Below are 21463 nucleotides of genomic sequence, written 5' to 3'. Positions count from 1 at the left end.
AGGGCATACCGGAACCTTTGGGCTCGATCCAATAAACGCTTGGGGAGAGAATACCTCTACTTTTTCAGAAGCAATTCTGTCTAAGCAAGTAATCTCTGTGAACCAAGAATCCCCGTCTCTTTAGAGCGGGGAGTGTCAACAGTGGCAGCCCAAACAATCTCAACAGTTATAACCCAGAATATAGAAGTAATAAGGGGATAGCCAATAGCTATATACTCTAAATTTGGTTAAGTTTTTCAAAGGACTAGATGAAATTACTGAAAACTTCTTGACATAGCTAGGTAGCTTAGGCTAAACTTCCTGAGAAATACTCAACGATGAACGCCTCAGTATTAAACTTCTTTGTCTTGGAGCTAAGGATATGAATAATCCTCTGTCAGTACAGGAAACAACAACTGCAACCTCTAATCTAGGAACTACTTACACAGTTACTAATACCAACGATGATGGGGAAGGTTCCCTAAGATGGGCAATAACTGAGTCTAATAATAATCCGGGTACAGATACCATTGTATTTAATATTGGTGAGGGTGGATACTATACAAATACCATAACTCCCTTATCGGCTTTGCCAGAAATTACATCCCCTGTCTTGATTGATGGTACCAGTCAACCGGGATACGCGGGAACGCCGATAATTCAAATTAGTGGTTACTATCTTAGTCTTTATCAACCAGATCAAACAGTCTCAGGTCTAGTTATTAGTGCCGGTGACAGTACCGTCCGCGGCTTAATTATCAACCAGTTTAGTAGCTATGGAATACGCTTAATTGATCAAGGTAATAATATTATTCAAGGTAATTATATTGGTTATGATAACTACATTTTTGAGGGATTTTTGGGCAATGGAGAAGGGGGTATTTTAATTGAATCTGCCAATAATCTGATTGGGGGAGCGACTACCAGTGAAAGGAATATTATCTCTGGTAATACGACGGGAACAGGTGTATTAATTAATAGTGAAACTGCCATTAATAACCAAGTCATTAATAATTACATTGGTCTTGATTCATCGGGAAATTCATCCAGTCCTAATGGGGTTGGGGTGGGGATAGTTAACGGTTCAGATAATATTATTCAAGAAAACGTTATTGCTGGCAATACTAACACTGGCGTAAGTGTATTGTCCTATGGAAATATCGCCAATAATAATCAAATACTCAGTAACTGGATTGGCACTAACCAATACTACAACAATAGTTTTTTAGGTAACGGGGATGATGGGATTGATTTAGCTGGAGCAAAAAATACCCTCGTACAAGGTAATATTATCTATTATAATCAATCGACCGGTGTTGTTATTCGTGGAGCAGATGCAACAGGTAATCAAATTACAGGTAATTCTCTGTTTAATAATGCCGAGGGGATGAGTATCCAAGAAGAGGCACAAGGTAATTCAATTACAGGAAATCAAATTGGATATAATAACTCTAATGGCATTTCCGTAGATAACTCTCAGAAAAATACTATTCAAGGCAATAGTATCTATGATAATGATGGCTTAGGGATTGATTTAGGAAGGGATGGAGTCACCGCTAATGATGAAGGTGATAGCGATACAGGAGCGAATGCTTTACAAAACTATCCCGTTTTTACTTCAGCTGAAGTTGTTGCAGGAACAGCCACCTTGATTGGTTATCTAGATAGTGAAGCCAATAAGGAATACAGGATTGAAATTTTTGCTAATCGTACACAAGATGCTATTGGTAACGGAGAAGGAGAAATCTACCTCACCTATACGATTGTTACTACGGATGATAATGGTCGTGCTGATTTTACCCTTTCCTTGTCTAATGCTGGGACACTGTATAGCTATATTACTGGCACAGCAACTAATCCCGATGGAAACACCTCAGAATTTTCTCCCTCTATCACCCTAACGGGAGAGTTACCCAATTTAGTGATTACTGAGGCTACTGCTCCTTCCAGTGTGGGTTTAGAACAGTCTTTCACTGTCAATTGGACAGGAAAAAATGACGGTTCTCTGACTACAGGAAGTTCTGACTGGTATGACCGGGTAGTTTTTTCCAAGAATAATATCTATGGGGATAGTGATGATATTTATCTTACTCAACAATTTATCTCCAGTAGCAACGGCTTACCCTTAGAACCCAATGAAACCTATACAGCAAGTAGTACCGTTACCTTACCTAGTAGTGCAGCAGTAGGTAATGGCTATTTGCTATTTAAGACAGATGCTTATAACTACCAAGTAGAATCAAACGAAAACGATAACGTTTATACTCAAGCGATTAATATTGCTGCACCCAATTTAATTGTTACTAATGTCACCGCTCCGACTACCGCTACTGCTGGTCAGAGTATTACACTATTTTGGACGGGTAAAAATGACGGTTCTGTGACTACAGGAAGTTCCTACTGGTATGACCGGGTAGTCTTTTCCAAAAATGACATCTATGGGGATAGTGATGATATTTATTTGACTGACTCTTATATCTACAGCTATTATGGATTACCCTTAGAACCCAATGAAACCTATACAGTAAGTAGTAACGTTACCTTACCTAGTAGTGCAGCGGGAAGTGGCTATTTGCTATTGAGAACAGATGTTTATAACTACCAAACAGAAGCAAACGAAAACGATAACGTTTATACTCAAGCGATTAATATAGCTCTACCCAATTTAATTGTTACTAATGTCACCGCTCCGACTACCGCTACTGCTGGTCAGAGTATTACACTATCTTGGACGGGAAAAAATGACGGTTCTGTGACTACAGCAAGTTCTTTATGGTATGACCGGGTAGTCTTTTCCAAAAATGACATCTATGGGGATAGTGATGATATTTATCTTACTGAACAATTTATCTCCAGTAGCAACGGCTTACCCTTAGAACCCAATGAAACCTATACAGTAAGTCGTAACGTTACCTTACCCAGTAGTGCAGCAGTAGGTAATAGCTATTTGCTATTGAGAACAGATGTTTATAACTATCAAACAGAATCAAACGAAAACGATAACGTTTATGCTCAAGCGATTAATATTGCTGCACCCAATTTAATTGTCACTAATGTCACTGCTCCCACTACCGCTAGTGCTAGTCAGACTATTACCCTATCTTGGACAGGGAAAAATGACAGTTCTGTGACTACAGCAAGTTCTTTATGGTATGACCGGGTAGTCTTTTCCAAGAATGATATCTATGGGGATAGTGATGATATTTATCTTACTGAACAATATATCTCCAGTAGCAACGGATTACCCTTAGAACCCAATGAAACCTATACAGTAAGTCGTAACGTTACCTTACCCAGTAGTGCATCAGTAGGTAATGGCTATTTGCTATTTAAGACAGATGTTTCTAACAATCAAGTAGAATCAAACGAAAACGATAACGTTTATGCTCAAGCGATTGATATAGATCTACCCAATTTAATTATTACTAATTTCACCGCTCCCACTACCGCTACGGCTGGTCAGACTATTACCCTATCTTGGACGGGGAAAAATGACAGTTCGGGTACTACAGGAAGTTCTAACTGGTATGACCGGGTAGTTTTTTCCAAAAATGATATCTATGGGGATAGTGATGATATTTATCTTACTGAACAATTTATCTCCAGTAGCAACGGATTACCCTTAGAACCCAATGAAACCTATACAGTAAGTAGTAACGTTACCTTACCCAGTAGTGTAGTAAGTAACGGTTATTTGCTAGTGAGAACAGATGCTTATAACTACCAAACAGAAGCAAACGAAAACGATAACGTTTATGCTCAAGCGATTGATATTACTGCACCCAATTTAATTATTACTAATTTCACGGCCCCCAGTACCGCCAGCACCCAACAGACAATCGCCGTATCTTGGACAGTGCAGAACCAAGGAACGGGAGTCACCAACACCTCTTCGTGGTATGACCGAATTGTTTTCTCATCGGATACCGTTTTTGGCAATGGTGACGATATTTCTCTCACGCAAATCTTGGCTTCTACCTTTGCCAATCTACCCCTCGATCCCGATGAAGCCTATAACGTTACCCAAAATATCACCCTTCCCAACACAGTGGCGGGCAACGGGTATTTACTGGTTAAGACAGATAACTTTAATGGGCAATTAGAGAGTAATAAAACCGATAATATTCGTTCGGTTGCGATCGCTGTTAACGCACCAAATCTCGTCATTTCTAACCCCACATCTCCTCCCTCGGCGGCGGTACTTGGTCAAACAATTCCTCTCTCTTGGCGAGTCACTAATACGGGAACGGTTTCTGCCCTTGCGGGTTGGAATGATCGCGTTTATTTATCCGACGATGGGCTGTTAGATAGTAATGATGTGAATATTAGCGAATTTTACCGACCGAATTCCCTCGCCCCTAATGCCAGTTATACCAATAATCAAAATATTTTCTTACCCGCTACCAGTATTGGCGATCGCTATCTGTTATTTGTCACCGACGCTTCTCGGTCCCAAGGAGAAACCAACGAAACCGATAATATCATTGCTACTCCCATCACCATCACCGCGCCCGATCTGACCGTCACTGCTGCCACCGCCCCCACCACAGCAGTTACCAGTGGAACCCTCAATGTCTCCTGGACAGTAACCAATGGGGGTGATGTCGTAGCCTCGGCGGATTGGAGCGATGAAGTTCGTTTATCGACGAATACGATTTGGGGAGATTTTGATGATCGTTCGATCACCTCTGGCACGGTTTCGATCGCCGCCCAAACCCCCTTAAATCCCAACAGCAGTTACACCATTGAGCGAACTGTCACCCTGCCGAGTGTGGCTGCAGGGAATTATCATCTCCTGTTCCGTGCCGATCGCAGTAACCAGCAAGGGGAAACCAACGAAGAGAATAATGTTCGCTCGCTGCCCATTGCGATCGCTGTTCCCGATCTGGTGGTTGCTGCTGCGGCTGCGCCTACGAACGGCATTGCTAGTCAGAGTATTGCGGTGTCGTGGACGGTAACGAATCAAGGAACGGTGGATGCTGCGGCTGATTGGTACGACTCGGTCTATCTGTCCACGAATAATACTTTTGAGGGCTTTAATGACAGTTGGATTGCCAGTGATCTAATATCGACCCAAACCCCTCTACTGGCAGGGAATAGCTACACCTTTACTCGTAATGTCACCTTACCCAACCGTCCTGCCGGAGACTATTTTCTCTTATTTCTAGCCGATGATGCCTATCGGTGGGGTAATAATTATCAGCGTGAAACGGATGAAAATAATAACGTTCGTGCCGTTCCCATCACGATTGGGGTTCCCGATCTGACGGTGTCGGCAGCGACGGCTCCTAGTTCAGGGGTTTTAGGAGGGGCGATCGACGTTTCCTGGACAGTTACCAATACCAGTACCGTGACAGCACCCGCCGATTGGAGCGATCGCATCTACTTTTCTACGGACGAGGTCTGGAATCCCTCTAGCGATACCCTGATTACGTCGGAAGCGATCGCCACCCAAACGCCCTTAAACGCCGGACTCAGTTATACGGTTAACCGGACGATTACCCTGCCGAATGTGGCTTCAAGCGGTAGTGGTTATCTGCTGTTTGTTGCCGATGGGAATGCTAATCAGGCAGAAAGCAACGAGAATAATAACGTTCGCTCGGTTCCCTTTACCCTCAACGCACCGAACCTGACAGTAACGGGGGCGACGGCACCCAGTTCGGTTTCCCTAGGCAGTACAATCGCTGTCACCTGGACAGTGGCCAATTCGGGACAATTTCCTGCGAATGCGAATTGGTACGATTCAGTTTATCTGTCCGATAACGAGACTTTCGAGACGAGTGATGTATGGCTAGGCGAACGCTGGTCGGGTAATAGCCAACCAATAGCGGTAGGAGGAACTTACACTGGAACCCGTAATATCACCCTACCCACGACGACAACGGGCAATCGTTATTTACTATTCATTACTGATCGGTATGCGAATTACTCGACGACATTCAATAACCGTCAAGGTGAAACCAACGAGAACGATAACGTTTTCGCCCTACCGATTAACATCTCCTCGGCCGATCTAGTTCTGGAATCGGCGATCGCTCCGAGTGGCGGCATCATCGGCAACCCCATTACCCTGTCTTGGACGGTAAAAAACCAAGGCACAGGGGAAGCTCCCCAAGATTGGTGGGATTACGTTTACCTATCCTTGAACCAGACCCTAGACGGCTCCGATACGCTCCTCGTCAACGAAGCGATCGCCACCCAAACCCCCCTCGCGGCAGACGGCAGCTACACGATCAACAAAACCGTTAACCTCGCCAGTATTACCCCCGGTACGCGTTACCTGATCTTCGTGGCCGATGGTTCTGGCAATCAGGGAGAAATCAACGAGACGAATAACCAGCGAGTCGTTGAAATTGTGGTAACGGCTCCCGATCTCATCGTCTCCACAGCTAATGCGCCAACAACCGCAATCACGGGCAGTAATATTGCTGTGTCGTGGACAACCACCAATCAGGGAACTTCGGAAGCCTCGGCAGATTGGTCGGACGCGGTTTACCTGTCAGGAGATAGCCTATTCGATGGGTCCGATATATTCATCACCTCGGAAGCGATCGCCAGCCAAACGCCCCTCGCCGCCGGAGCCAGCTACACCATTAGCCGTAACATCGCTTTACCGAGTAATGTATCGGGCGATCGCTTCCTGTTATTTGTGGCCGACAATTCCAATGCTCAAGGCGAGGTCGATAACACAAATAATGTCCGTGCTGTACCGATTGGCATTAATGCTTCGGCGATTCTCTCCTTCAGTGCCGCTACGTTCCGAGTCAATGAAGACGGTATGGCGATCGCACCAGTGACGATCGAGCGTAGCGGCATCATTACCGAGTCGGTGAGTGTCACCCTCAACCTGAGTAACGGCACGGCGATCGCAGGGAGTGACTATAATAACACCGCAATTACGGTTAACTTCGCCAACGGAGAAACCAGTAAAACCGTCACCATTCCCATCGTTAACGATAGCCAATTGGAAGCAGACGAAACCGTCAACTTAACCCTCTCTAACCCAACGGTTGGCGCAATATTAGGAACCCAGACTACAGCAGTTTTAACCATCATTAACGATGACTTACCCCAACCTGGAACAATTAACCTCAATAACAGTAACTACACCGTTAACGAAAATAATGGTACAGCAAGCATTACCCTAACTCGTACTAATGGAAGTGACGGGGAAGTTAGCGTTATCCTAACCCCTAGTAATGGAAGTGCGATCGCACATGGTGACTATACCAACACACCCATTACAGTCACCTTTGCTAACGGACAAACCAGCAAAATTGTTACTATTCCTATCAATAATGACACCATTTATGAACCAACAGAAACCGTCAACTTAACCCTTTCCAATCCCACAGGTGGCGCCACCTTAGGAACCCAACAAACCGCCACCCTAACGATTATTGATAATGACGCAGTACCAGGAGTCATTCAATTTAGCAATGGGACTTATTCAGTCAATGAGAATGGAACCCCTGTTACCGCAGTTACTTTAACTCGTAGCAATGGAAGTGATGGCGCAGTTAGTGTCAGAATCAATCTAACAAATGGAACAGCAACAGCACCATCTGACTACAATAACACCCCAATTACGGTTAACTTCGCCAACGGAGAAACCAGTAAAACCGTCACCATCCCCATCGTTAACGATAGCCAATTTGAAACAGACGAAACCATCAATCTCAGTCTGTCTAATCCCCAAGGTGGCGCAACATTAGGAACCCAAACTACAGCAGTTTTAACCATTCTTAACGATGACTTACCGCAACGGGGAACAATTAGCCTCAATAACGGCAACTACACCGTTAACGAAAACGGAACCGCCAATATCACCTTAACTCGGACTAATGGAAGTGATGGTGAAGTTAGCGTTATTCTAACCCCTAGTAATGGCAGTGCAGTCGCAGGAGACGACTATACTAATACCGCCATTACTGTCACCTTTGCTAATGGAGAAGCCAGTAAAACGGTGACAATTCCCCTCATCAATGACACCATTTATGAACCAACAGAAACCGTCAACTTAACCCTTTCTAATCCCACAGGTGGCGCAACCTTAGGAACCCAACAAACCGCCACCCTAACGATTATTGATAATGACGCAGTACCAGGAGTCATTCAATTTAGCAATGGGACTTATTCCATCAATGAGAATGGAACCCCCGTTACCGCAGTTACTTTAACTCGTACCAATGGAAGTGATGGGGCAGTTAGTGTCAGAATCAATCTAACAAATGGAACAGCAACTGCACCATCTGACTACAATAACACCGCAATTACGGTTAACTTCGCCAACGGAGAAACCAGTAAAACCGTCACCATCCCCATCATTGATGACAGTATCTTTGAAGCGACAGAAACCATCAATCTCAGTCTATCTAATCCCACCAACGGCGTAACAATCGGCTCACAAAACAGCGCAATTGTCAATATTATTGACAACGACTTTAAACCCACCTTAACCCTTACTATTAGTGGGGAACAAGTCACCGAAGGTAACACCATTCAGGGAACAATCACCCGCAATACCGACACCACAGAACCCTTAACAGTCACCTTAGTTAATAGTGAAAATAGTCAAATTACTGTACCGACAACTGTTACTATTCCCACCGGTGCAAATTCAGCCAACTTTAATATTAATGCGGTTGATGATACCTTAATTGAACTAGCGAAAAACTACACCATTATTGCCACAGCACAAGGATTTGTTAGTGGTTCAGATACCCTAGCAATTATTGATAATGATGCAGTTACGTTAACCCTAAGCGTTGAGACCAGCAATATTAACGAAAATGGGGGTAAAACAACAGCAACAGTTACTCGTAATCTCGTTACCGATACACCACTACAGGTACAACTATCCAGCAACAATACTAACGCCGCAACCGTCCCTGCTACTGTTATCATTCCCGCCAATCAAGCATCTGTCACCTTTGAAATAACCGGAGTTGATGATACCGTTTTAGATGGTAATCAAACAGTTACCATCACCGCCAAACCTACCTATACAGGGACAAACTTAGCAACCGATACAGGAACCGCAACCACTAATATTAATATCATCGATAACGAAAGTCCCACTTTAAAAGTCGTTATTGACAAAGATGTTATCTCAGAAACAGGAACCGCAACAGCAACCCTTACCCGTAATACTAATACCAGCAGCGACTTAATTGTTACCCTCAATTCCAGCGATACCACCGAAGCAACAGTCCCCAACACAGTAACAATTGCTGCGGGACAAACTTCAGCCACTTTCACTATTACCGGAATTAGTGACGGAATCAACGACGGTAGTCAAACAGTAATAATTACCGCTTCAGCCACAGGATTAAATAGTGGCAGTGATAGCTTAGAAATCACCGATATTAATGTTCCTGATTTAGTCGTCACTCAATTACAAGGAATCCCCCCAACTTATACAACCAAGCAGTCTCAATTTACCTACACAGTCACCAATAACGGAATTATCGCTGCGACGGGAAGCTGGAAAGACCGAGTTTATTTATCAACCGATAATAAGTTAGACACCAACGACACCTTATTAGGAGAATTTGGCTTAGGAAGTACAGAAACTCCAGCCAATTTATTAGCGGGAACCTCCTACAATCGCACAGTCACTTACTTTGCTCCCCGTAATCCAGGACAATATTACCTAATTGGGGTGACAGATAACGGAAATACCGTTAATGAAGGAGTCACAATTGGGGAAAGCAATAATACAACGATTACCCCAGTCACAGTAACACCTGCTTATCGTGGTACGGTTTATTCTGACACAGAAACTGCCATCGCCGGTAATCCCGTCACTCTCCGGGGACAAGCATTAAGTAATAGTGATAATTCTCCTGTAGCGTTTGAATTTGTCAAAGTCCGGGTAGAGAATAAGGGAAATATTCGAGAGTTTGATGCGTTTACCGATGGAAATGGTAATTTTGTCCGTCAATTTACTCCCTTACCCGGAGAAGCGGGAACTTATAATATCAATGCTTATTTCCCTGGGTTTGCGAGTGAAGATACTACCCCAGAAGATAGTTTTACTCTCTTAGGAATGCGGTTTGAACAAAATGACCAATTCTTAACGCAGGTTTCCCAACGAATTACCGAAGGAACCACCTTTAATGGGTCAGTGAAACTACAAAACCTCAGTAATCTAAGCTTATCGGGATTAACTGCTACAGTCAATGGTGCGCCAAGTGATTGGACAGTCAATGTCACCCCAGAGAAAACGAGTTTAGGGGGTAATGAAGAAATCACAGTCAATTACAGTATTAATGTCCCGGATGATAAATGGAGTTATTACAACTTTGGTCTGGGATTAAGTACCGCTGAAGGCGTTACCGCAAATCTACCAATACGAGTAGATGTAGCGCGACTATTACCCCGTTTAGTTGCAGATACCAGCAGTTTACAAGCTGCGATGTTGCGGGGAGGTCAAACAATAGTCGAGTTTACGGTTAGTAATCAAGGGGAAATTGCGTCAGGACAATTAAATATTCTGCTTCCTAATGCGTCTTGGTTAAAGTCTGCTTCTTCGGTTACTTTACCGTCTTTAAATCCCGGTCAATCAACTAAAGTTTCGTTGTTATTACAACCATCAGCAACCCAAGAGTTGACAGTTTATAACGGAAATGTAGTTATTTCCGGGGATGAAGCATCCTTAAGTTTACCGTTTAATTTCCGAGCGATTTCGGAAGCGAAAGGGAATCTTAATATTAGTGTTGTTGATGAATTATTCTTTTTTGCGGAAGGTTCACCCAGGTTAGAAAATGCGACAATTACCCTATTAGATCCCTTTACAGGAACCGTCATTTCCTCAGAAAAAGATGCCGATGGGATATTGTCTAAAACTGATTTAGCGGAGGGGTATTATAAACTGCGGATTACTGCGGATAATCATGATGCTTATGAGCAGAATATTTATATTGGTGCGGGAGAAACAGAGAATATCCAGGCATTTTTGTCAAGACAAACGGTTAAATATACTTGGACAGTAACGCCGACTGAAATTGAAGATAAATATATTATTACGGTTCAATCGACGTTTGAAACCAACGTCCCAATTCCGACGGTGGTTATTGAACCTTCATCTCTAGATTTTGCTGATTTACAAGCAGTTGGTCAAGTTATGCAAATTGACATGAAAGTTACTAATCATGGCTTAATTGCAGCGAATGACATTGCTTTAAATATAGGTGAGCATCCATTTTATAAGATTGAGCCTTTAATCAATGGGGTTGACATTTTAGCCGCCAAAAGTTCGATTACTATTCCAGTCAGAATCACCCGAATTGCTGATTTTGATACTTTAGCAAGTAGTGGTGAAATCAGTACATCTTCAGGAATTCAAGTGCCTTGTTCATTCTCGCTAGGGTTGAGTTATGATTATGAATGTGCTGGACAGAAAATTAAAAGAGCTTTTCCTATTCCTGTTCTTAATGTTGAAGGAAATTGTAATTTAAGCTTAAATCCACTTCCTTTCCCCTATCCTAGTTTTGGTGGTTCTAATGGACCTGGTGGACCTGGTGGATCTGTTAGTGGGATAGTTATTCCAGATTTTAAAGTAACTTCTTCTGACTGTGATCCTTGTAACGAAAAACTAAAACAGGCAGTTCTTAAGTGTGTTGAAAAATTTATTCCATTTACTGATTGGCAAAAATGTATTAAAGATACTTATAAGTGTGTAGCTAGTTTTGGGAATCCCTCTGGACAAAGTGGTAGTGACTATTGGACTTGTGTTAAAGCTGTTTGGAACTGTATTTATGCAACAACAAAAACTCTCCAACCCTTTAAATGGTTAAAGTATCTGGAATGTGGTTATGAAATCATTCAAGCTTGTTTATTTCCTAGTGGTGGAGATTTTGCAGGAGGAGGAGCTGCTTTTAGTGCTGATACGTCATCTTTGCTCCAGTCAAGCTCAATTCCTGAATCCGCAATAAAACTTGTAAGTGATAATTTAAAGTCTCTTCAGTACCTTATTGATGCACAAACTTTACTATTTGGAGATTTTGTTTGGTGGCAAGCAGCAGAACTAAACGAAAATACTTTTAGCAATTGGGTGGGCGAATTCAATGCAAGAACTGAGGGAACGAAAGCATCTGATGTTAAGATTTCTGATCAAGAAAGAAGTGAATTATTAAGTTTAACTCCACCGGAGGGAATAACCGCATCAGATATTAACAAATTTTTAGATCGCTGGAATCGCACCATAGATTATTGGGAAGCAGGTATATTTAATTCTGAAGATGTAGAAAATGAACAAGATAAAGATTTTTTAGCGATAGATATTTGGCAAAATGCTCTAGCAAAAGCTAATGAATCTATTGAAGTTAGTGAAGCAGCAGGTTTTGCTGATTTAGGAGAGCAATTCTACGACGGTGTGCAGGAATTAAAAGAAGCCTTAGATGGTAGTGGAGGAGTCTGCGCCAAAGTTAAAATCAAAATCGACCAAGAAGCAGTAATGACTCGCGCTGCCTTCCTTGGCAATTTAGAAATCGAAAACGGAAACCCCACCAACCTAACTAACCTCGCCGTCACCCTTCAAATCAAAGATCAAAACGGCAACATTGTCAACGATAAATTCGGCATTACCGACCCCATCCTCAGCAATATCACCGCCGTTGACGGGACAGGAATCTTAACCGGAGATAACCCCAACACTCCCCAAAAAGAAGGAATTGGCAGCGCACAATGGACCTTTATTCCTACCAATTTAGCCGCGCCAGAAACCCCCACTCAATACAACATTGGTGGCACACTTTCCTACCTCGAAAACGGCAAAACTATCACCGTCCCCCTCCTAGCGAGTCCTGTAACCGTCTATCCCCAAGCCGAACTTTACCTCGACTATTTCCATCAACGAGATGTCTTCGCCGATGACCCCTTCACCGATGACATTATCGAAACATCCGTCCCCTACTCCCTCGCTGTCCTCATCAGAAATGAAGGAAAAGGAGACGCAAAAAACCTGAGAATCACCTCCGGACAACCGAAAATCGTTGAAAACGAAAAAGGCTTACTAATAGACTTTCAAATCATCGGTTCCGAAGTCAACGGACAAGGCGTTACCCCCTCCCTAACCGTCAACTTTGGCGACATCAAAGCCGGAAAAACCGCCGTCGCTGACTGGTTACTCAAATCCAGCCTACAAGGGAAATTCATCGACTACAAAGCCACCTTTGAACACATCAACAGCCTCGGTAAAGCTGAACTTTCCCTCATCAAAGAAGTCAAAATCCACGAACTAATTCATACAGTCCAAGTCAATCATTCCAACCCCGACAACTTACCCGACTTCCTCGTTAACGAAACCTTTGACGCACAATTCACCCCCGATATAATCTACTTTAGCAGTGGCGGAACCGCACCCGTCAAAGCCGTCAAAAACGCCACCATTGACGCAACCCCAACCCTCAGCGACTTAACCGTTCAAATTACCGCCACCGTCCAAGATGGCTGGACTTATTTCCGCTTAGATGAACCCAGTAACAGTCAATACGACATCGTTAAAATCTTGCGGTCTGACGGTACAGAAATTGGCTTAGATAACTTCTGGACAACCGACCGTACCTTCCCCGCTACCGGTCGTCCAACCTATGAAAACATCCTCCATTTCTTTGACAATAACGCCACAGGAGGAACGAAAACCTACACGGTTGTTTATACCCCCGGCGGACCCACTATTACCGACATTATTGATGTTAGTCCAGACCCACGCGCCACAGCAGTTAACGCCATTACCGTTGACTTTTCCGAACCCATACAAGCCAGTAGTTTCGACTACAATGACATAAGCTTAACCCTAAACAATGGCACAAACTTAATCAACTCCACCGTCACCATTGTTTCCCTCTCTTCCACCCGTTATCAAATCAGCGGATTAAACACCCTAACCAACAATGAGGGAGACTATATACTCACCATCAACGCCACAGGAATCCAAGACACCAGTGGTAAATTTGGTAGCGGTTCACTAACAGAAACCTGGAAGAAAACCGCTGGCGGTAATGCCGACACCACCCCACCAGTAGTAACAGATATTGCCAATCTATTAATCAACCCGCGTAATCAACCAGTTCCCTCTTTAACCGTCACCTTCTCCGAAAAAATTGACCTCAGTACCTTCACTTGGCAAGATATTACTCTCACCCGTAATAGTGGCGGCAATTTAATTAACAATACCGTCACCATTAGCGCCATTAATGACACCAACTATCGGATTAACGGATTGAGTGGATTAACCACAACCGATGGAACCTATAACCTGACAGTTAACGGTAGTGGAATCCAAGACTTATCCGGTAACTCAGGAAATGGAACCCAGTCCGAAACCTGGGTAATGGATACCATCGCACCCGCAATTCCTACTAACATTACAGTCACCAATCCCCTCACCCCTTCAGGGATAAATACTGCAAACCTCGCGCCATTACAACCCCTGACAGTATCAGGACAAACCCGAATTGATACCACCAATCCCACCATTAGTGGACAATTAGGAGAAACCGGATTAAAAGTCTTCTTCTACGACAAAATCACCAATCAACTCTTACAACAAGCAACCGTAAGCGGAAGCCAATTTAGTAGTCAAGTTCAACTTCCCTCACCTGGCGCAAGAGACATAGAAATCCGGGTAGAAGATACCGCAGGAAACACCACCAATACAACCCTAAGTCTATTTGCAGACATCACCCAACCAGTCCTTACCCAATTTATCAACGTTCTCACCTCAACCGCCAACCCCATCAACAGTATTGACGTTCAATTCTCCGAACAAATTAACCTCAATACCTTCGATAAAAGTGATATTACCTTAACCCGTGATGGTATCCCCCTCACCCTACCTAATACCGTAACCGTTGAATATCTCTCTGACACAACCTACCGCATTAACGGATTAGGCGACTTAACCAACACCCCCGGTATCTATAGCTTACAGGTTGACGCAACCACCATCGAAGACAACGCCGGAAATAACGGCGACGCAGCCAAAACCACAAGCTTTACCATTACTCCCCCTCCCACCCCAGGAGTCACCTTAACCCAAACAGCCGGAAATACCACCGTCACCGAAGGAGGTAACACCGATACCTACTCTCTCGTCCTCAAAACCCAACCCACTGCCGATGTCACCATTACCCTAACCAGTAACAATCAAATCACCCTCAATTCAACTAGCCTTACCTTCACCACAACCAACTGGAATACTCCCCAAAACGTCACCATTACCGCAGTAGATGACACCCTAACAGAAGGGAATCATACTGCTACCATTACCCACAATATCAGCAGTACAGATACCAACTACAACGGGTTAACCATTGGGACGGTTAATGTAACCATTCAAGACAACGACGCAGAAATCAAAGGGACAGTTTGGAACGATATTGATGGCAATGCCGTTAATAATAGCGAACCCAGTTTATCAGGCTGGACAGTTTACTTAGACACCAACAATAACAACCAACTCGATACCGGAGAAACCACAACTCAAACTAATGCTAACGGCGACTATACATTTAATAACCTGCGTCCAGGTAATTATAACGTCGCTCAAGTAGTACAAACAGGCTGGAAACAAACCTATCCCATCCTCAATATCACCACCACAGCGGCGGATATTCCCCTCGCCATTCCCACTTTAGAACTAATTTCTCCCGCTACAAGTAATCAAACCCAACTCAACTTCAGCACCAGCAACTACACAGTTACAGAAGACGGAACCGCCATCAGCGAAATTATCATCATCCGTAGCGGAAACCTCACAGGAACAGTCACAGCCACCCTAACCTTTAGCGATGGAACCGCCAAAGGTTGCGCTTGCGCCGCTAGTTCCGTCAACAATGATTTTAACCACAATCCCATTACCATCACCTTCGCCGAAAACGAAATCAGTAAAGTCATTCCCGTCCAAAACGCCATCTTAAATAATCCCAACGCTATCCGCATTCGGAATGATAATAAAGTCGAAGGAAACGAATCCTTTACCATCAATCTCACCAACCCCACCAGTGGCGCAACTCTGGGGAATCAAAGTCAGGCAACCGTCACCATTCTCGATGATGAATCTCCCAATAATAATCCAATCACACCGCCTATCTCCAATCCCAGTAACACCCTTTCTAACTCGCAAAATACTAACGCCACCAATCTCATTAACCTCGATAATTTCTGGTCAGATTCCCGCTTTACCAATATCAAAGGACAGGGACAAAGCATCGTTATTATTGACACCGGTGCCGACTTAAATCATCCCCTATTCGGTGCGGATGCTAATAATAATGGTATTGCTGACAAGATTATCTATCAATACGACTTTGCCGATAATGATACTGATGCCAGTGATAAAAACAATCACGGTTCCCACATTACCAGTATCGCCTCCCAAATTGCTCCCGATGCTAACTTAATTATCCTCAAAGTCTTTAAAGATAACGGTTCCGGGTACTTTGCTGACTTAGAAGAGGCCCTACAGTGGGTTAATACAAATGCGAACACATATAATGTCACCTCTGTCAACCTTTCTTTAGGAGATAATCAAAACTGGACAACCGCCACCGGACGCTATGGAATTGGCGATGAATTAGCCGCCATTGCCGGACAAAATATTCTCATAGCAGCAGCAGCGGGTAACAGTTTCTATACCTTTAATAGCACCCCCGGATTAGCCTATCCAGCAGCCGACCCGAATGTAATCTCCGTCGGTGCAGTTTGGGCCGATGATTTCGGTTCTGGCAGCTTCAGTAACGGTGCTAAAGACTATACAACCGCAGCAGACCGAATCGCCAGTTTCTCCCAACGTCATCCCCTTTTAGATGTATTTGCTCCAGGAATTTTAATCAGTGGCGCCAATGCAACTGGTGGGACAATTACCATGGGTGGCACATCTCAAGCCGTGCCTTACATTAGCGCAATTGCTACCCTTGCTCAACAGATTGCTCAAACTTATTTAGGACGGGAATTAACCTTAACTGAATTTCGTACCTTATTAGACACAACTAGCAACTTAATTATTGATGGGGATGACGAAAACGATAACGTTACCAATACAGGAATCAGTTATCCTCGAATCAATGCAATTGCTTTAGCAGAAAGCATACTCACCCTCAATGACAGTAATTCTGGCTCAGGTGTAGTTAACCCAGGAAATAACAATAATAATGGCTCTAACACAGTCACTAATACCGTCAGTTTAGTTCATAATGTCACCCTGACTGGAGGACAGATACTAACGGGAATTAACTTCGGTAATCAGCAACTTCCCAGCAATCAACCACCAACTCTGAATAACATTAATAAGAGTGGGGATGAAGATAAACCCATCAACTTTAGCCAAAGTGATTTTACTTCAGCTTTCAATGATGCTGATGGTAATACTCTCGTTAAGATAGAGATTACTGCTTTACCTAATAACGGTGTTCTCCAACTGAATAATACAGCAATTGCACTCAATCAAGAAATTGCTGTCAGCGACTTAAATAATCTCACTTTTACACCAAATACCAACTTTAACGGTAATGTTAGTTTTAGTTGGAACGGGTTTGACGGGAGTGTTTATGCAGATAATGCGGCGACAGTGAATATCACTGTTAACCCAGTAGATGATGCACCAACTGTCCTCAATCCGATTACTGATGTCAATGTTAATGAAGATGCAGCTAATACCGTCATTGATTTAACTAATATCTTCACTGATATTGATAATGACATTGTTTCAATTGTTAAATCAGTATTCCTCAATGACAATACAGGATTAGTCACTGCTACCATCGTTGACAATCAATTAACTCTAGACTATCAAGACAATCAATCTGGGATAGCTAATATTACGATTCGGGGAACATCCAACGGTAAAACTGTTGATGATACTTTCCTAGTCACAGTTAACCCAGTAGATAATCCACCAACTGTCCTCAATCCCATTACAGATGTCAATGTTGACGAAGATGCCGAAAATAGTGTTATTAACTTAAGTAATGTCTTTAGTGATGTTGATGGAGATGTGATTGTTAAATCAGTATTCGTCAATAACAATCCGGGATTAGTCACCGCTACCATCGTTGACAATCAGTTAATCCTCGACTACCAAGACAATCAATCTGGGATAGCTAATATTACGATTCGGGGAACATCCAACGGTAAAACTGTTGACGATACTTTCGTCATTACAGTTAACCCAGTTGATGACGCACCAACTGTCATCAATCCCATTACAGATGTCAATGTGGGTGAAGATGCAGCTAATACCGTCATTGATATAAGCAACGTCTTTAGTGATGTTGATGGAGATGTGATTGTTAAGACAGTCTTTGTCAATAGCAATCCAGGATTAGTCACTGCTACCATCGTTGACAATCAGTTAACCCTCGACTATCAAGATAATCAATCTGGGATAGCTAATATTACAATTCGGGGAACATCCAACGGTAAAACTGTTGACGATACTTTCGTTGTCAATGTCGGTGCAGTCGATAATCCACCAACTGTCCTCAATCCCATTACAGATGTCAATGTTGACGAAGATGCAGCTAATACCGTCCTTGATTTAACTAATATCTTCACCGACATCGATAATGACCCGACTTCAATTGTTAAATCAGTATTCATCAATGACAATCCGGGATTAGTCACCGCTACCATCGTTGACAATCAGTTAACCCTTGACTACCAAGACAATCAATCTGGGATAGCTAATCTGACAATTCGGGGAACATCCAACGGTAAAACTGTTGATGATACCTTTGCGGTAACTGTCGGTGCAGTCGATAATCCACCAACTGTCCTCAATCCGATTACAGATGTCAATGTTGACGAAGATGCAGCTAATACCGTCATTGATTTAAGCAATGTCTTCACTGATATTGATAATGACATCGCTTTAATTGTTAAGACAGTCTTTGTCAATAGTAATCCGGGATTAGTCACTGCTACCATCGTTGACAATCAGTTAACCCTCGACTACCAAGACAATCAATCTGGGATAGCTAATATTACGATTCGGGGAACATCTAACGGTAAAACTGTTGATGATACTTTCGTCATTACAGTTAACCCAGTAGATGACGCACCAATCGTCCTCAATCCGATTACAGATGTCAATGTTGACGAAGATGCAGCTAATACCGTCCTTGATTTAACTAATGTCTTTACTGACATCGACAATGACATCGCTTTAATTGTTAAATCAGTATTCGTCAATAACAATCCGGGATTAGTCACCGCTACCATCGTTGACAATCAGTTAACCCTCGACTATCAAGACAATCAATCTGGGATAGCTAATATTACAATTCGGGGAACATCCAACGGTAAAACTGTTGACGATAGCTTCGCCATAACAGTTGCATCTGTCAATGATGCACCCACATTGCAACAGGAAATAGCCAATCAAACCGCCACCGAAAATCAACCCTTCAGCTTCACCATTCCCGCTAATACCTTCACAGATATTGACGGCGATAATCTCACCTACACCCTAGCAACAGAAACAGTCCTCCCCAGTGGCATCACCTTTGATGCCGCCACGGGAACCTTCAGTGGCACTCCCTCCGATACTGCTTCCGGTACTTATAACCTGACAGTAATCGCCAGCGACTCAGCCGGAGAAAAAGCCAACGATAGCTTTAGCCTCAACGTCCTCAACGCCGTCAACGGCGACAGCAGTAATCAAACCGTCAACGGTACTAGCGGCGACGACCACATCAACGCCGGGGCCGGTAACGATACCGTCAACGGCGGTGAAGGCAACGATATTCTCGACGGCGGACCAGGAAATGACCGACTCGCAGGCGGTCCCGGTGACGACACCTACATTGTCGATAGCAGCCGCGACGTAGCCATTGAAAATGCTGGAGAAGGCAAAGATACCGTCAAATCCTCTGTCAATTACACTCTCACCGTCAACATCGAAGACCTCACCTTAGCAGGCAATGACAACACCAACGGCACAGGTAACAACCTAGATAATCTCATCACCGGCAACAGCGGCAATAACCTACTCAAGGGATTAGATGGCAACGACACCCTTATCGGTGGCGCCGGTAACGACACCCTGATTGGTGGAAAAGGAAATGATATTCTCACCGGCGGCGATGGCAGCGACTCATTCCTCTTTGGCAGTGGTGCTATCTTTAATAGCAGTGACTTTGGAGTTGATAGTGTCAGTGACTTTATCAAAGGAAGTGACAAAATTATCCTGAGTAAAACCTCCTTCAATGCTCTTGTCAGTACCGTCGGCAATAGCTTACAAACCGCCGAATTTGCCAGCATCAATGATGCTGCTAACGAACTAAATCTAGTTGGTTCCAGTAATGCTAAAATCGTTTACAATTTAGCAACAGGTAATCTGTTCTACAATCAAAACGGTGCCACAGCAGGATTAGGTAATGGCGCACTTTTTGCCACCTTCAACGGCATCCCACAGTTAAGTGAGAATGACATTTTTCTCCAAGCTTAAGTAAACAGCCAGCGAAATATTCCATCTCGCAATTAACCATATATCAGGAAAATTACTCATGTTTAAACTCCCAACTTTAACCTTAATTACTGTTGCTAGTTTGCTGGCTTCTAATCTTGAAGCCTCCCACGCCGCTGTTGTCAATGGAAGTTTTGAAACTGGTAATTTTTCTGACTGGAATACCAGTGGACAAGCGAGCCTTGAAACTTCAAGTTTTGGCGTTACACCGGTTAACGGAAGTTATCAAGCAGTGTTACAAACTTGTGTTTTTGTCGGTGCTTGTGACGACAATCAACCCTTGACTAATGCTAAGGATTTAGAATCATTTCTCGGCTTATCAGTTAATGAGTTAAGCAATCTATCGGTTGTTGAAGGCTCGGCTATTAAACAGACTATTACTGCTAATGCTGGCGATGTTTTCAGCTTTTCTTGGAATTTTCTGACCGATGAAGATGCGACTAATGTAGATTACAACGATTTCGCTTTTTTTACCCTTAATAATACTTTATATTCTTTGGCGGATATTATTAAATCTAGTTTTCCAGTTAATCCCTCTTTTTCCCATTTAAAGAAAGAAACAGATTATCAAACCTACACGATACCAATATCGGTGACTGGAAATTATATTTTAGGGTTTGGGGTAGTTGATGTGGATAAGACAGGGGGAGGAAATGCTGCTGTAAATTCAGCTTTATTAGTTGATAATATCAAGCTTACTAATATTGCCAAAGTTCCTGAACCTGATACTCTTTTCGGACTATTATTAACCCTAGGATTAGCCAGCAAGTGCAAGCGCCAGAATTGTTAACATCACCCGCTATCAAGAAAAAGGGTTTCTTAAAGAAACCCTTTTTCTGCGTCAGTATATCACAAAAATTGCTTCGGTGCTTCAAGATAACTGATAACTGATAACTGATAACTGATAACTGATAACTGATAACTGATAACTGATAACTGATAACTGATAACTGATAACTGATAACTGATAACTGATAACTGATAACTGATAACTGATAACTGATAACTGAT

General features: G+C 43.1%; 2 protein-coding genes. Both read left to right on the top strand.

Annotated features, from left to right (window positions below; all coding sequences use genetic code 11):
* Positions 1-361: 361 nt before the first annotated feature.
* On the top strand, positions 362-20434 hold the full coding sequence (locus O9295_RS25830) for a Calx-beta domain-containing protein (RefSeq protein ID WP_288036146.1): 20073 nt from the start codon (positions 362-364) through the stop codon (positions 20432-20434).
* A 58-nt stretch (positions 20435-20492) separates the two neighbouring features.
* Positions 20493-21242, top strand: a complete 750-nt coding sequence (locus O9295_RS25825; RefSeq protein ID WP_288036144.1) for a PEP-CTERM sorting domain-containing protein — start codon at positions 20493-20495, stop codon at positions 21240-21242.
* Positions 21243-21463: the final 221 nt, after the last annotated feature.

Source organism: Microcystis sp. LE18-22.4A (genome assembly GCF_027531105.1).
In the GTDB taxonomy this organism is placed as follows: Bacteria; Cyanobacteriota; Cyanobacteriia; order Cyanobacteriales; family Microcystaceae; genus Microcystis; species Microcystis aeruginosa.
The sequence above is the reverse complement of the archived record's forward strand: the minus strand, read 5'-3'. Positions and strand labels throughout refer to the sequence as shown.

Bases quoted from the DNA above. Each gene is read 5' to 3' on its own strand.
- O9295_RS25830 (WP_288036146.1), top strand. From the start codon at position 362: ATGAATAATCCTCTGTCAGTACAGGAAACAACAACTGCAACCTCTAAT.
- O9295_RS25825 (WP_288036144.1), top strand. From the start codon at position 20,493: ATGTTTAAACTCCCAACTTTAACCTTAATTACTGTTGCTAGTTTGCTG.